Annotated in this window: 16 protein-coding genes; all 16 read right to left on the reverse strand. The window is 31.8% G+C overall.

The window, feature by feature from the left end:
• Positions 1-38: 38 nt before the first annotated feature.
• The 16 genes from OWK30_RS06520 to OWK30_RS06595 all read right to left on the reverse strand — a co-directional run bounded on the left by OWK30_RS06520 (position 39) and on the right by OWK30_RS06595 (position 15,250).
• On the reverse strand, positions 39-2,057 hold the full coding sequence (locus tag OWK30_RS06520; RefSeq protein ID WP_423324753.1) for a sodium-translocating pyrophosphatase: 2,019 nt from the start codon (positions 2,055-2,057) through the stop codon (positions 39-41).
• A complete protein-coding gene (gene pth, locus OWK30_RS06525; protein ID WP_423324755.1) occupies positions 2,045-2,632 on the reverse strand; it encodes an aminoacyl-tRNA hydrolase in 588 nt (195 codons plus the stop codon). Before pth ends, OWK30_RS06520 begins: the two co-directional genes overlap by 13 nt.
• The gene (locus tag OWK30_RS06530) at positions 2,632-3,588 is read right to left on the reverse strand and encodes a ribose-phosphate diphosphokinase (protein WP_423324757.1); all 957 of its coding nucleotides are present in this window, start codon (positions 3,586-3,588) and stop codon (positions 2,632-2,634) included. The genes pth and OWK30_RS06530 overlap by 1 nt, the downstream gene beginning before the upstream one ends.
• A 9-nt stretch (positions 3,589-3,597) precedes the next feature.
• Positions 3,598-4,440 (reverse strand): 4-(cytidine 5'-diphospho)-2-C-methyl-D-erythritol kinase, encoded by an 843-nt coding sequence (ispE, locus tag OWK30_RS06535; RefSeq protein WP_423324759.1) that lies wholly within the window; start codon positions 4,438-4,440, stop codon positions 3,598-3,600.
• 213 nt (positions 4,441-4,653) lie between these two features.
• Positions 4,654-5,259, reverse strand: coding sequence for a hypothetical protein (locus OWK30_RS06540; RefSeq protein WP_423324761.1), 606 nt, complete (start codon positions 5,257-5,259; stop codon positions 4,654-4,656).
• Entirely contained in the window at positions 5,256-6,845 is a 1,590-nt protein-coding gene (locus OWK30_RS06545) for a tetratricopeptide repeat protein (protein WP_423324763.1), read from the reverse strand. Before OWK30_RS06545 ends, OWK30_RS06540 begins: the two co-directional genes overlap by 4 nt.
• Positions 6,842-8,179 carry an acetyl-CoA carboxylase biotin carboxylase subunit gene (gene accC / locus OWK30_RS06550; protein ID WP_423324765.1) on the reverse strand — a complete coding sequence of 446 codons (1,338 nt, stop codon included), beginning with the start codon at positions 8,177-8,179 and terminating at the stop codon, positions 6,842-6,844. Before accC ends, OWK30_RS06545 begins: the two co-directional genes overlap by 4 nt.
• Positions 8,180-8,188: 9 nt before the next feature.
• Positions 8,189-8,668, reverse strand: a complete 480-nt coding sequence (accB, locus tag OWK30_RS06555) for an acetyl-CoA carboxylase biotin carboxyl carrier protein (RefSeq protein WP_423324767.1) — start codon at positions 8,666-8,668, stop codon at positions 8,189-8,191.
• A gap of 15 nt (positions 8,669-8,683) precedes the next feature.
• Positions 8,684-9,253 carry an elongation factor P gene (efp, locus tag OWK30_RS06560; protein ID WP_423324770.1) on the reverse strand — a complete coding sequence of 190 codons (570 nt, stop codon included), beginning with the start codon at positions 9,251-9,253 and terminating at the stop codon, positions 8,684-8,686.
• Positions 9,254-9,272: 19 nt separating this feature from the next.
• Positions 9,273-10,322, reverse strand: a complete 1,050-nt coding sequence (locus OWK30_RS06565) for a M24 family metallopeptidase (RefSeq protein ID WP_423324772.1) — start codon at positions 10,320-10,322, stop codon at positions 9,273-9,275.
• A gap of 16 nt (positions 10,323-10,338) precedes the next feature.
• Positions 10,339-10,773 carry a type II 3-dehydroquinate dehydratase gene (gene aroQ, locus OWK30_RS06570; RefSeq protein ID WP_423324859.1) on the reverse strand — a complete coding sequence of 145 codons (435 nt, stop codon included), beginning with the start codon at positions 10,771-10,773 and terminating at the stop codon, positions 10,339-10,341.
• Complete coding sequence (locus tag OWK30_RS06575) at positions 10,769-11,128, reverse strand: roadblock/LC7 domain-containing protein (protein ID WP_423324774.1); 360 nt, start codon at positions 11,126-11,128, stop codon at positions 10,769-10,771. The genes aroQ and OWK30_RS06575 overlap by 5 nt, the downstream gene beginning before the upstream one ends.
• On the reverse strand, positions 11,121-11,939 hold the full coding sequence (locus tag OWK30_RS06580; RefSeq protein WP_423324776.1) for a tetratricopeptide repeat protein: 819 nt from the start codon (positions 11,937-11,939) through the stop codon (positions 11,121-11,123). Before OWK30_RS06580 ends, OWK30_RS06575 begins: the two co-directional genes overlap by 8 nt.
• On the reverse strand, positions 11,932-12,996 hold the full coding sequence (gene aroB / locus OWK30_RS06585) for a 3-dehydroquinate synthase (protein WP_423324778.1): 1,065 nt from the start codon (positions 12,994-12,996) through the stop codon (positions 11,932-11,934). The genes OWK30_RS06580 and aroB overlap by 8 nt, the downstream gene beginning before the upstream one ends.
• Positions 12,986-13,489: a shikimate kinase gene (locus tag OWK30_RS06590; RefSeq protein WP_423324780.1), complete on the reverse strand. Its 504-nt coding sequence runs from the start codon at positions 13,487-13,489 to the stop codon at positions 12,986-12,988. Before OWK30_RS06590 ends, aroB begins: the two co-directional genes overlap by 11 nt.
• An 18-nt stretch (positions 13,490-13,507) precedes the next feature.
• Positions 13,508-15,250 (reverse strand): transglycosylase domain-containing protein, encoded by a 1,743-nt coding sequence (locus OWK30_RS06595; RefSeq protein ID WP_423324782.1) that lies wholly within the window; start codon positions 15,248-15,250, stop codon positions 13,508-13,510.
• Positions 15,251-15,257 lie beyond the last annotated feature (7 nt).

A 15,257-nucleotide genomic window follows, 5' to 3' on the forward strand; every position in this document is an offset into this window, starting at 1 on the left:
CATATACAAAAAAAAGCCGCTTAAAAGCGGCTTTTTTATTATAACAATGGGGCAATGATCAAAGAAACAATACTCATCAGCTTTATCAAAATGTTCATTGCAGGACCGCTAGTATCTTTGAATGGGTCACCAACTGTATCCCCTACAACAGCAGCTTTATGTGCTTCAGAACCCTTTTTCTCTCCAGGTATCTCCCCTTTTTCAATAGCTTTCTTAGCATTATCCCAAGCCCCACCAGCATTAGCCATTAATAATGCAAGTAAAACACCTGTAACTGTTGCACCAGCTAACATCCCACCAAGTGCTTCTTTACCAATTCCAAAACCTACAATTATTGGAGCAATAACTGCAATCACACCCGGTAATACCATTTCTCTTAATGCAGCCTTAGTTGAAATATCTACGCAAGTTTTTGAATCAGGTATTACCCCTGGTTTTCCTTCAAGTAAACCAGGTATCTCTCTAAATTGTCTTCTTATTTCTTCTACCATTTCTCCAGCAGCCTTACCCACAGATGTCATAGTAAGTGCAGCAATTAAAAATGGTAAAAATCCACCAATAAGCATTCCTATAACAACATTTGGATGTGTAATATCTATAATATCAATATTCGCACTACTGCTATAAGCTGCAAAAAGCGCCAACGCAGTCAAAGCAGCTGAACCAATAGCAAAACCTTTACCTACTGCAGCAGTTGTATTACCCAATGCGTCTAAACTATCAGTAATCTTCCTTACCTCTGGACCTAATTCCGCCATTTCTGAAATACCACCAGCATTATCAGCAATTGGTCCATACGCATCAACAGTCATAGTAACACCAACAGTAGCAAGCATACCTACTGCTGCAATACCAATACCATAAAGCCCTGCTGTACTATTAGCGACAAAAATAGCAACACATATCATAATAACTGGAAGTACTGTACTTTCAAGTCCAACAGCAAAACCGTGAATAATGTTTGTCGCTGGTCCCGTCTTAGACGCTTCCGCAATTCTATAAACAGGTTTAGAGGATGTATAGTACTCTGTAATTAAACCGATAAAAATACCTGCAATTGTTCCAAGTAATAATGCCCAAAACACTCCTATTTTTATTCCAAAAGAAGTTATCGAAATATAAGCACCTACAATAAAAAGAATAGCACCGATAAATGTTGAATACCTCAATGCTTTCTGTGGATCTGAATTTTTTAGCATTGTCATCGAAAATATTCCAATCAATGATGAAATCAAACCTATCACAGCAAGAAATACTGGTAAATACATAATATTCAAACGTAAACTTTCTCCACCTAATTTGGTAAGTAAATCTGAATTAGCTGTAGCAGCAATAGCAATTGTAGCAATAATTGAACCCACATAAGACTCAAAAATATCTGCACCCATACCTGCAATATCACCCACATTATCACCAACGTTGTCAGCAATAACCCCTGGGTTTCTTGGGTCATCTTCTGGAATTCCTGCTTCCACTTTACCTACAAGATCAGCACCAACATCCGCTGCTTTTGTGTAAATTCCACCACCAACTCTAGCAAAAAGTGCAATTGAAGAAGCACCCATAGCAAACCCGTTAATGTATTTTGCATTTTCTGGATTTCCAAATACCGCAAAATAAATACCAACCCCAAGCAAACCAAGGCTTGCTACAGCAAGACCCATAACAGCACCACCATTGTATGATACAAACAGTGCAGCATCCATACCTTTACTTCTAGCAGCTTCACTTGTTCTTACATTGGCACGAGTTGCAGATTTCATACCAAAAAACCCTGCAAGAACTGAGCAAATTGCACCGCTTAAAAAAGCAATAGCTGTTTTATATCCAAGATCTTTAGATAGTAACATAAGAACAAAAACAATTACAACAAACACAGCAAGAACTTTATATTCTCTACTCAAAAAAGTCATAGCACCATCATGAATCATATCAGAAATTTCTTTCATTTTTTCGGTGCCCACAGATTGCCTTTTGATATAACTATAAATTAAAAATGCAACAATAAGTCCTACAACTCCCATTACAGGAGCAAGATACGTCATCATTTGCGACATTGTTTTTCCTCCTTATCCACTTTTTTATTGTTATAATTATTCATTGCCACTTTGTAACCATCATTCATAAAACATAAAACAGCATTTCTACACAACTCTATCAATTGTGGCAACACTTTTTTTTCATTGGAGTTAAATTCTCCAAGAACATACTGAGATGTATATTCAGGTCGAATAGGCTTAGAAATACCTATTTTTAGGCGAAAAAAATCTCTACTTTTTAGACAATTAATAATAGATTTTATCCCGTTATGACCACCATCAGACCCACCTTTTTTGAACTTTATTTTACCAAATTCCATGTCCAAATCGTCATGAATTACTAAAATGGACCCTACATCAACTTTATAATAGTCTACTATCTCTCTAACAGCCTCACCACTCCTATTCATAAAGGTAAAAGGCTTAAACAAAATCACATCACCAACCTTAGTATATCCACCTTTGAACCCTCTCACAAAATTAGCATCAAGATACTCTGCACTGGCATTAACAACCATAAAACCGATATTATGCCTTGTCCTCTCGTACTCTTTCCCGGGGTTACCCAGACCAATAATCAAATTTTTTATCATCAGTTTACAAAAAGAGAGCTTATGCTTTCCTTCTTATGTATTCTTTTTATCGCTTCAGCAAAAATCTCTGCCACTGACAACACTTTAATCTTAGAAATAGTAGTTTTTTCTTTTGATAATTCTATAGTGTTTGTAACAATTATCTCTTCAAGACAACTATTAACTATTCTTTCAATAGCAGGACCACTAAGTACAGCATGAGTAGCAGCAGCTCTTACAGATAACGCACCCATTTCTAAAACTGCATTTGCTGCTTCAGTTAATGTACCTGCCGTATCAATCATATCATCTATAATTATCACATGCTTATCTTTTACATTACCCACAACATACATCGCTTTCGCTTCATTGGGAGCAATACGCCTTTTATCGATAATTGCAAGACTGGTTTGTAATACTTTGGCATACGCTCTTGCTCTTGGTACACCACCAGCATCAGGGGAAACCACCACATAGTCATCACCCATCATTTTATTTTCAATAAAATATTTTGTAATTATGGGTGATGCATAAAGATTATCTACAGGAATATCAAAAAAGCCCTGTATCTGCCCCGCATGAAGATCCATTGTAACCATTCTATCAATACCAGAGGTTGTCAAAATATTTGCCACCAACTTTGCTGTAATTGGAACTCTTGGCTCTACAGTTCTATCCTGCCTTGCATATCCAAAATAAGGCATAACCGCCGTCACTGAATTTGCGGAGGCACGTCTCAACGCATCAACCATAATCATCAGTTCCATTAAATGCCTATCAGCAGGATAATTACTAGACTGAATGACAAACACATCTCTGCCTCTAACACTTTCATTTATCCTTACAAAAATTTCACCATCACTAAATTGAGTCACCGTAGCATCACTTAGCCTCATTCCCAACTTTTGTACAATCTCTACAGCTAAGCTTTTATTTGAGTTTCCTGAAAACACTAAAAAGTCCATATCTTTACCCATTTTATACTCCTATAGTGTAGTTGTTTTATAAACAAAATAGTTTTTATTCAAATTCCTGAAATAATTATACGCTCTTTCAAGCTTGTGCAAGGAAGGGAATACACCAAAAATCGTTGAACCACTCCCACTCATCAAAGACTTAACAGCTCCAAAGTTCAACATTTGCCTTTTTATCAACTTCAACTCACTAAACTTATATAAAACAGCATTTTCAAGATCATTGTGCATATATGAAATCAGGGTTTCAAAATCCAAAAGCGAGTGAATATTAGTAATTAGTGGCTCACTTGTCAATGTTAAATTTCTACTATTATACACATTTTTTGTGCTTATTCCAAAAGGTGGCTTTACCAATAATAGGTAAATAGGAAATAGGTCCAAACTCTTTACAAATTCATCACCAATCCCCCGTGCTATTAGCGGTTTTTCTTGCAAAAAGAAAGGTGCATCAGCACTTATATCTTTCAAAATACTCTTCATTTCATCCAATCTTAAACCAAAATTATAAATTTTATTTATCAGTTTTAAAAAACCTGCAGCATTACTACTGCCACCACCTAACCCAGCTTCTACAGGGATATTTTTATAAAGATAAACTCTTACACGACCATCAAAACCTCTAATTTTAGACAGTTTTTCATTCACTTTATAAATCAAATTTTTTTTATCTACCGGAATTGAGCTATTATTACAAACAATCTCAAATTCCTCAGCAGGTTCAACACATAAAGTATCAAAAAGATTTATGCGACTAAAAAGCGTAAAAAGGTTATGATAACCATCATCTCTTTTACCTGTAACATATAAAAAAAGATTAACCTTTGCATAACATTTAATTGAATTAGCAATCACAAAAACAACTCCTTAAAACATAATCCGAACTTTTATATATAAAAAATTTAAGAAACAACAAGAATTGGTTTTCCTTTACAAAATAGATAGTTATGAAGAATCCCTCTCAACCTAACCTTTAACAATTTTAATAATAACAAAAAGTAATGAACTTACTTGCCGAAACATAAATATTTATCATTTCGCAACCTGCGATTCCTTTAAACTAATATATTACAGAAAGGTTATAAACAATTTCAGAGAAAAATCAACATAATCTATTTTTTTTAGTAGTTCATTTTTAAATTGATATAAAATATCAAATTCATCTGTTTTTATCTCTACTATTTTAAAATTACGATCAATTTTATAGAAAATCTTATTGCTATCATATACATATAAATAATCACCTTGTACTTCCTTTTTTAAAATATCTTTTGGTAGAAAAATTGGAACATTAAATAAAGTAATAATTCTTTCTATCTTATCCTTATTTAGTATACCTGCATATTCTTTAGAAATATCTTTATTTTTTTCTAACACAACAACCTTAGTTCCATCATAATGAACAGTTGCTAAAACTTGATTTAATAAACCAAAAACAAACATTTTTACGTTATTGTTACAATCCTTCATTAAAGCACATTTAAATTTTAATTTAAAAAATCTATCCTCATAATAAATGAAAAACTTGCCTTTGATATTACAAACCTGCTCATTTTGTTCATATACTTTCTTTAATATGAAGTCATTAGAATAGCCGAATTTCACATTATCTATTTTAGTACATGAAAAAACAACGAATAAAGATAGGAATAAAAACAAGAAATGTTTTTTCATTCTTTTTCTTTTAAAATATCTTCAGGAGTTTTATCTATATGAATCTTTTTCAAAACTCTCATCAAATGCTCTTTGATTTCCTGTTCATTGGGTGCTAATAAAAAAGCTTTCTTAAGATATTTATAAGCATCATTATATTTTTTCATTTGATAAAGTACCCATCCCATACTATCTATATAAGCAGGATTATCAGGATCAATTTCAAGAGCCCTATTGATTAGCTCGTAAGCCTCCTCAAGGTTAACACCATTTTCAGCAAACATATAACCTAAAAAATTTAAAGCTGTAGCATTCTTAGGATTATATTCCAATATCCTCCTCAAGTATTTTTCTGCATTTTTATAATCCTTCAGTTTTTCGTAATTAATAACAAGATCAAACAACAAATCTTCATCATCATACCCTGCAGCTAACCCTTTTTGCAATATATCAATAGCATTTTTATAGTCTTCAACCTCATAATAAATAACAGCCTTTAATCTATAATAGTCCACATCCCTATCTTCGACTTTGATACTATCCAACACATCTAAAGCTTTTTTATAATCTTTTCTTTTTGTATATATTATTGATAATCTTTTTTTAGGCTGAACATAATCACTGTCTATTTCCAAAGCTTTCTTATAAAAAACAATAGCATCATTATCTTTATTTAGTGCCTCGGAAAGAAAACCTGCAAAATAATATGCCTGTAAATCATCTTTTTTTATCTCTAAAACTTTTTTAAAATATTTTAGAGATTTTTCATATTCTTTCTTATCAAAATAGATTGCTGCAATTTGCTTTAATACAGTAGCTTTAATCAACTCATTTTTACTATTTTCCAGTGACTTAAAAACAGATAAAGCCTCATCATATTTCTCCACATCCATTAAAAGTCTTCCAAGCTTAAAACTAAGTGTCCTCTGATTAGGATGAGCTTTAATCACTTTTTTGAGCATTTCAATTGCTTTTGCCTTATCTCCTTTCTTTATGTAATAATCAGCAAGTCTATATAAAGCCAAGGGGTATTCATCGATTTCATACGATTTTTTAATATCCTCAATCCCTTTTTTTTCCAAACCAAGTTTTAAATATAAAACTCCTCTTCTATAGTAGTATTCTGAAGAAGGATCTATTTTTATCAATTTATTGTATACACCAACAGAAGAAGAATAATCACCTTTCAGCTCATACAAATTGGCCAGCTCAAAAAGATATTTTTTCTTTTCACTAATTTTGATAGCTTTTTTCAAATATTTAATAGCACTATCAACATCTTTATAATGAGTACGATACAAGTTTGATAATCTATAATAAACTTTTTCGTCTTTGTGTTTTTGAACGTATTTTAAATACAATTCTTTTGCTTCATCAAACCTTCCTTCTTTAGACAAAATATTTCCTTTTTTAATAACAAGATATGGGTCCTTATCAACCATCAACAACTCATCAAGCAACTTTAAAGCATCATTATATCTACCATCTTGCTCAAAACTTAAAATTTTTATGAAAGTATTGTATAACTTTGCAGAATCAGCAATCTTAGCTTGATTAATTGTACTACAACTTATAACAAAAAATACAATTAATGATACAATTTTCATTTAAAATATTTCTCCAAAAAATCTGTACTAACGTCACCTTCCATAAATTTGTGATGTTCCATAATTCGCTTATGTAGAGGAATTGTTGTTTTCACACCATCAATAATAAATTCATTTAAAGCTACTTTCATCTTAGATATAGCCTCAAATCTATCTTTACCGTGTACAATAAGTTTTGCAATCATTGAATCGTAATATGGCAAAACTGTATATTCCTGATAAGCTGCAGAATCTACTCTTACACCAAAACCTCCAGGAGTATAATAAGCGTTTATAGTACCTGGAGAAGGCATAAACGTTTCAGGATCCTCAGCATTTATCCTACATTCTATTGCATGTCCTCTAATTTCAATGTCTTTCTGCTTAAAAGGAATTTCTTTTTTCGATGCAACAAGCAACTGTAGTTTCACCAAATCAACTCCTGTAATCATTTCAGTAACTGGGTGCTCCACCTGAATCCTTGTATTCATCTCCATAAAATAAAAATTACCTGCTTTATCCACAATATATTCTATTGTACCAGCATTTTCATAACCAAGCTTTCTAATTGCCTCAACAGAAATTTCACCCATTTTATGACGCATACGCTCAGTAAGAAATGGACTGGGAGCCTCCTCAATTAATTTCTGATGCCTTCTTTGGATAGAACACTCTCTTTCATAAAAATGAACTACATTACCATAGGAATCACCAAACACCTGTATTTCAATATGTCGCGGCGACTCAATAAACTTTTCTATATAAACATCTCCACTGCCAAACGACTTTTCACTTTCTATCTTAGCCATTTCAAATTGAGCCAAAAAACTCATTTCATTATGAGCTACTCTCATCCCTTTTCCACCACCACCTGCGGAAGCCTTGATTATCACTGGGAATCCTATATCTTTAGCAATCTTCAATGCATCATCCATATTATCCACAACACCATCACTTCCTGGGACAACAGGTACACCAAGATTTTTCATAGTTTCTTTAGCCTTAGCTTTATTACCCATTAACTCAATATGCTCAGATTTTGGACCTATAAATTTAAAACCACAATCTTCACATATTCTTGCAAAATCAGCATTTTCAGCAAGAAAACCATATCCTGGATGGATCCCATCCACATCAGCAATTTCAGCAGCAGATATTATGTTTTTAATATTTAAATAGCTCTCACCAGCCTGATGAGGACCTATACATATAGCCTCACCAGCAAATGCCACATGTAGAGATTCCTTGTCAGCATTAGAATAAACAGCCACAGTTTCTATACCTAGTTCCTTACATGACCTTATTATTCTAAGTGCAATCTCTCCTCTATTAGCAATCAACACCCTTTTTAACATAATTTACCCCTATAGTGGTTCCACTATAAATATAGTCTCACCATATTCTACCGGCTTAGCATTCTGTCCAACTTTCTTAATAATCTTGCAATCAAACTCTGCTTCTATCTCATTCATAATCTTCATTGCTTCAATAATACATAAGGTTTGCCCCTTTTTAACTGTATCTCCTTCTTTAACAAAAGGTTCTGCACCAGGAGCTGGAGCTTCATAAAACGTTCCAACAATAGGTGATTTTATCTCCACATAATTAGAGTCTATAGTTTCTTCCTTTTTTACCTCAGTAGATTTGTTCTCAATAGCCACATTTTGGTTTTGCATTATAGGCTGAACAGTTTGAGATTCACTAACTTGTTGTTGAGCTGTAACTGCAAAAACTTCTGCATTTTTAGATAGATAAACCCTCTCATCTCCATTCTCATACTCAAATTCAGTAATATTCGACTTATCGATTAACTTAATTAATTCTTTAATAACTTTTAAATCCATAACATACTCCCGAATTTATTTAGCACTTTTTACTCTTTCTATATATTTTCCATCTCTTGTATCAATTTTAATAACGTCACCTTCTGAAATAAATAGTGGAACTTGCACTACTCCCCCCGTTGCAACTTTTGCTGGTTTAGAACCACCACTTACAGTATCCCCTTTAACGCCAGGATCAGTTTCAACTACCTCTAGCTCTACAAAATTTGGTAATTCTATCCCAACCGGCTTCCCATTAAAGATTAAAACGTTTACATTTAAGTTCTCAGGCATAAAGAGAGCCACTTCACCCACTTCGTCTGCACTCACCACAACCTGCTCATAAGTATCATTATCCATAAAATAATAATCAGTACCATCATTATAAAGATACTGCATCTCTTTCTCTTCAAAATCAGGTTGTTTTAACTTTTCATCAGATTTGAATGTTTTCTCTATAACGTTACCTGTTAATAAACTTTTCAATTTTGTCCTAACATTCGCACCACCTCTTCCCATCTTAAAATGTAAATATTCTACTACAACAAAAGGTTCTCCATCAATTTCAACCTTTGTTCCTCTTTTAAACTGATTAGGAGTAATCATATCACACCTCTTTTTTATTTTATATTTTATATATATAATCTTTTAATAAACTATTTAATGTCTCACACCCATCTTTTTTCACTATTACTGTATCTTCTAACCGTATCCCAAATTCTCCATCAAAATAAATACCAGGTTCAATGGTCAAAACCATACCTTCTTCCAAAATTGTTTCATCACGCTTATTCAAAGCAGGTAACTCATGAACATCTATTCCTACTCCATGTCCTAAGCCATGCTTGAAAAATTTCCCATAACCTTTTGAATCAATATAATCCCTAGCAATCTTATCAATTTCATTACATTTAATTCCTGCTCTAATATTCTCCTTTGCAAACATCAAAGCACTCTTCACAATTTCAACAATTTTTAACACATAATTATCTTTCCCATTATAAATGACCCTTGTTATATCGCTACAATAATTTACTTTACAACCATAATCTACGATTACTGGTTCATTTTTATTTATTACTTTATTCGAAGCTACACCATGAGGTAAAGCACCTCTAAACCCTGATGCAATAATTGTATCAAAACTTGTTCTCTTTGCACCAGCAACTTTCATATTATATTCAAGTTGTGCAGCCCATATATTTTCTTTTTCACTATAAGAAAAACTTTCCAAACTATTTAGAAAAGCAATCTCAGCTACTTTATAAACATCTTGAATTAACCTTATTTCATCTTCATCTTTTATCATTCTCAACAACCTAACTTTATCTTCATCACAAACATCAACATCTAAATTTAAATTTTGCAAACTTATAAGTAACCTAATCCCACCTGAAGGTTCAAGCCATACTTTTCTGTAACCACTCAAAAAACCTTTAAAAGCTTCCTTATAATCTTCAATAACCTTTACCTCAAAATCATCAACCACTTCTTCTTTCGATTGAACTTCATACCTTCCGTCAGTTAAAAAATAATTTTGATTTTCAGTAAAAATAATAAAAGCCGTACTTCCAGTAAAACCCGACAAATAGTAAATATTCGATATATCAGATATTATATAAGGATAATAACCACACCTATCCAAATACTTTCTTAATCTATGAACCCTATTCACACAAAACCTCTAAAAATTATTTTTTTAAAAGATTGTTCAAAAAATCTATCGCATATAAGTAAGAATATTTGCCCAAACCAGCTATTATACCTACAGAAATATCTGAAATGAATGACTTGTGTCTAAAATCTTCCCTCTTAAAAATATTACTTATATGTACTTCCACAACAGGTTTACCAAAAGCTAGTAAAGCATCTCTTATAGCAACACTAGTATGAGTATATGCCCCTGCATTTATTACAATACCATCAGCCCATTTTCTAAGACGATGGATTTCATTGATTATCTCCCCTTCTATGTTTGATTGAAAAAAAGAAATTTCTATATAATTTTTTTTAGCAAAATCTAAAATATTTTTAATTAATTCATCATACGTAAAACAACCGTAAAACCCTTTTTCTCTTTCCCCAAGTAAATTCAAGTTAGGACCATTTAAAACTGCAATTTTAATCAATATCCAGCTCTCTCTTTAAGTCTTGTTCAAAGTATTTTATGTAAAACCTAAGTTTTCCTATAATCGCATTTCTATCCAAGAGAGCTACAATATAATAAAACTTGTTAAGTTTGTGAAGATAAAATATTTCTTTTCCACAGTCAATTACCATTTTTTCCATTTTCCCCGTCACTAAATAAGTTGTCACCTTATCAATATATCTTAAAACGGAAGAAAACTCTGCAGCCAATTCCTCTGCCGTTCTTTCAGAATCTTCTTCTTTATCCACGATAATACCATCTTTATCAAATATAGCAAAAAGCTTTAAACCTTCTACAGAATTAAAAATAGATCGAATTATCTTCTTAAACACTTCTAGACGCCTTTATTTTTCTTATATTTTCTAACCAGTTCTCAAGCTGTTTAATCAATTCTTCGTTCTCAAGTTTTTCTACTGAAAATTCCTCAGATTTGTTTTTCTCATCCAATTTATCGGCAGATCGTTCTTCTTCCTGGCCTAATATAGGTTCAGGTTCTCTAACATGCTCTCGATCTAAATCCTCACCAAAATCATCCTTGTTTATTTTTTCTACCTTAACTCCATCCTCAACAACACCCCCCATCTCTTCACCAATATCTTCTTGCATTGAAGTATCTTCAAGGACCACCTCACCAATATCCTCTTGAACTTCCTTAATAACCTCTTCAATTTTCTCTGTATCTGTATCAGATATTTCTTCAATATCTCTTGGAACAGCTTCTATGTTTTCAGCCAACTCCTCCAGTAACTCTTTTAGGTCTCTATCTTCAGGGGTTACATATAACGCATTACGATAATAAAAAAGAGCTTTTTCCAAATTATTTTCTGACCTATAAATATCACCCAGCAATTTGTTAGCTCTATAATTATCCTTATTCAAGGTAGTTACTTCAATTAAAAGAGCTTTTGCCTCTGCAATCATCCCCTTCTCAAGATAGGCTTGAGCAAGTACTGTCTTGGCAGCTAAATAATTCGGATTTTTATCAAGTCCTTTAATACAAATATCTATAGCTTCATCATATTTACCAAGCTTTAAATATGCAATAGCAAGGGGCATAAAAACTTTAGAATCAGGCTGTTCTTCTAACTTTTTTGAAAAATACTCGATATCTTTGAGGTATCTATTTCTTATTTTGTCATCCATCAAAAACTCCTGATTTTTTAAGAATCGTTAATATATCTTCCATACTTATCCCATTAATAATTTTACCAGCCCCTATACCATTAGTCAAGGATAGCACTAACCCTTTATCTTCAATCTTTTTATCGTCCATCATAGCCCTAATAAACAAATCTTTATTTCTAACCTTATATTTATAATCAAATCCAAACAATCTAAGTATTTTTATTACAAAATCTATTGTATCTTTTTCTACCTCTCCAAGTTCAGCACCTATCAGTGTTTCTAAATACATACCTATGGCAACAGCAAACCCATGTTTTATACTATAATTAGAATCTACTTCAATGGCATGACCTATAGTATGACCGAAGTTTAAAAATTTTCTTATACCAGACTCAAACTCATCCAATCTAACAACATCAGCTTTAAGTTTACAGCATCTATATATCATATCCATTACAGTATCTTTTTCTTTTGCAGTTATTTTATTATAATTTAATAGTAAAAACTCATAAAACTTTTCATCAAACATCAGAGAATATTTAATAACTTCAGCTAATCCATTTTTATACTCTTTATCAGCAAGAGTAGAAAGAAAAATGGTATCAATAAAAACTTTTTCAGGTTGTTTAAAACTACCTATAAAATTCTTTCTCCTCTCAAAATTTACACCTGTTTTTCCTCCAACACTACTATCAACCATAGACAAAAGAGTGGTAGGAACTTGAATAAAACCAACCCCTCTCATATAAATGGAAGCCGCAAATCCTCCTACATCTCCTGTTATTCCACCTCCAAGCACAATAAGCTTTGATCTTCTGTTAGCTTGATTGTTCTTTAGCCATTTTAGAATTTCTAGAACACTTTCAATATTTTTGTTTTCTTCAGAAGCCTCGTAAATAAATTTTTTATCAATATTGACAAAAAATTTACCATAAAAAGAGTATATTGTAGAATCTATAATAAAAAATGAATCATAATACATCTCTAATATATCTTCTATACAACCTCTATCTATTATTATAGGGTAGGAATAATCAATTTCTTTTTTCAAATTCACAATTAAATTATAACTCATCTAAAAACTCCATAATTTCATCAACCACTTTTTCCGGTGGAACATCTGAAGTATCAACAATATAGTCTGCTTTAATATAAAGAGGAGCTCTTTCAAACATTAACCTTTTTATCTCATCAATAACATTATCTACCATAAGAAGAGGTCTACTTTTATCATCTTTCAGTCTCTCATAGATTGATTCAGCACTAGCAGCAAGTGTAATTACAACACCACTTTCTTTCATTACCTCATAGTTCCCCACTGTAGTCAACAAACCTCCACCTGTAGCAATAACATAGTCTCTCCCTGCTGCCACATCTTTTAAAACCTCAGTTTCAATTTTTCTAAACTGCTCCTCACCATCATCAATAAAGATATCCCTAATTGTTTTTCCCACTTTTTTCTCTATAAGCTCATCTAAATCATAAAACTTTTTCCCCAATTTCTTAGCTAGTATTTTTCCAACTGTTGTCTTTCCGGTCCCCATAAATCCAATCAGGTAAATATTCATAATACACCTCAAAAATCTTTAATTATTATGCCTCTTTACTATTGAATTTCGTATACATTCTTTTGGTATATTTTCTTTTTTTAACATTTCATAATAATAATTTCCACAATTATCTGAATATAACAAATCCTTATCTCTTACTATTTTTTTTAGAACAATACCTTTAGGAACTTTAAAACTAACTCTTTTTACATTTTTTAATAACCTCTTTTCTATCCTTGCAACTATAGGAGCTGCAATTTTACCACCCGTTGCATCATCTTCAATAGTTTTAAAATCATCATATCCTACCCATAACACCGCTACATAAGGTGGAAAAATCCCTACAAACCAGCAGTCTTTACTATTATTACTTGTTCCTGTTTTACCTGCTGTCCCAAAAATCAACCCTTTGTTTTTAGCCGTGCCAAACTGTACTACTTTCTTCATAAGAAACAACACTTGATAAGCAGAACCCTCATCAACTACTCTTTTACATCGTTTGTTCGGCTTCATTACATTACCATCATCATCAATTACTCGCTTTATAAAAGTAACTTCACATTTTTTACCGTAACTTGCAATTGTAGAATAAGCCTTTGCCACCACTAAAGGTGTTTGAGGGATTGAGCCAAGAGGCATAGCATAAAAAGGCTTTATCTTCTCAAACCCCAATTGCGTTGCTATTTTAGTGACTTTTTTTAGTCCAACGACCTCAGCAAGTTTCACAGTAAGGTTATTAAGAGAATAAATAAGACCGTTTCTTATATTTGTCTTACCCATATAATAATTTTTAAAGTTTTTTGGGGTATATAGGTGTTTTCCCTCCTTAAACTTATAGGGTTTATCCTCTAAAACATATGAAGGTCTAAATCCATAATAAAAGGCAGTAAGATAAGTAATAGGTTTAAAAATTGATCCAACTTCCCTTTTAACACTAATTGCCCTGTTTTTAGAAAAAACATCTCTTATAGAACCATTAACTGATACAACTTCATTTCTATGGTAATCCACCAAAACAAAACCAGCCTCAATATCTTTATATTTTTTCAATGAATTTTTAATAATTTCCTTGTTTATTTTATAAATATTCTCATCAAAACTTGTATAAACTGCATAACTTTTCTTAAAAAAATCAAGATGAAAATTTTCTAATTCTTTAAAAACACCATCAAGATAATCTGAATATATCTCAAAAACCCTGGGTTTATGAAATTCAACTTTTGTATCATCTTTGCTCAAAATTGTTGACATCTTTGATAAATAAGAATAATTTTTTTCTGCATCTTTTAAATCATAAATTACACATAAAACTAGAAAAATTTTTTCCTTATATGACAAATTGTTAAACTCTTTATTAAACAAACTCACAGAATACCCGTTAACACCTCTAACCCCATTTGCAAATTGATAGTTATTTAATTCTATCTCATAGATTTGCTCTAATGAAAATTTTTCTAACAATCGTTTTAAAAATCTTTTTTTTAAAAACTCTTCATATCTACTAAAAAATAGATAATCTTTATTCTTTAAATAAAACTGGTTCCAATATTTTTCTAACAACATGTCTTTCCCTATAAAATTAACGTAATCTCTATAAAAACTATTAAACTGTTTGAAATCCTTACCAATTTTAATAACCCCTCCATAGTTCATATATCTTGAGAAAATAACATTGCCTGTTGAAGAAAATATTTTCAAAGTAGTAGTTTTAGTACTATTTTGTTGAACCAACTTTGGAATTTCTATCTTAGATAACAAAAAATCTTTATATATTCTCACAGAAAGT

The sequence above is a fragment of the Deferribacter abyssi genome, from assembly GCF_049472655.1.
Lineage (GTDB): Bacteria > Chrysiogenota > Deferribacteres > Deferribacterales > Deferribacteraceae > Deferribacter > Deferribacter abyssi.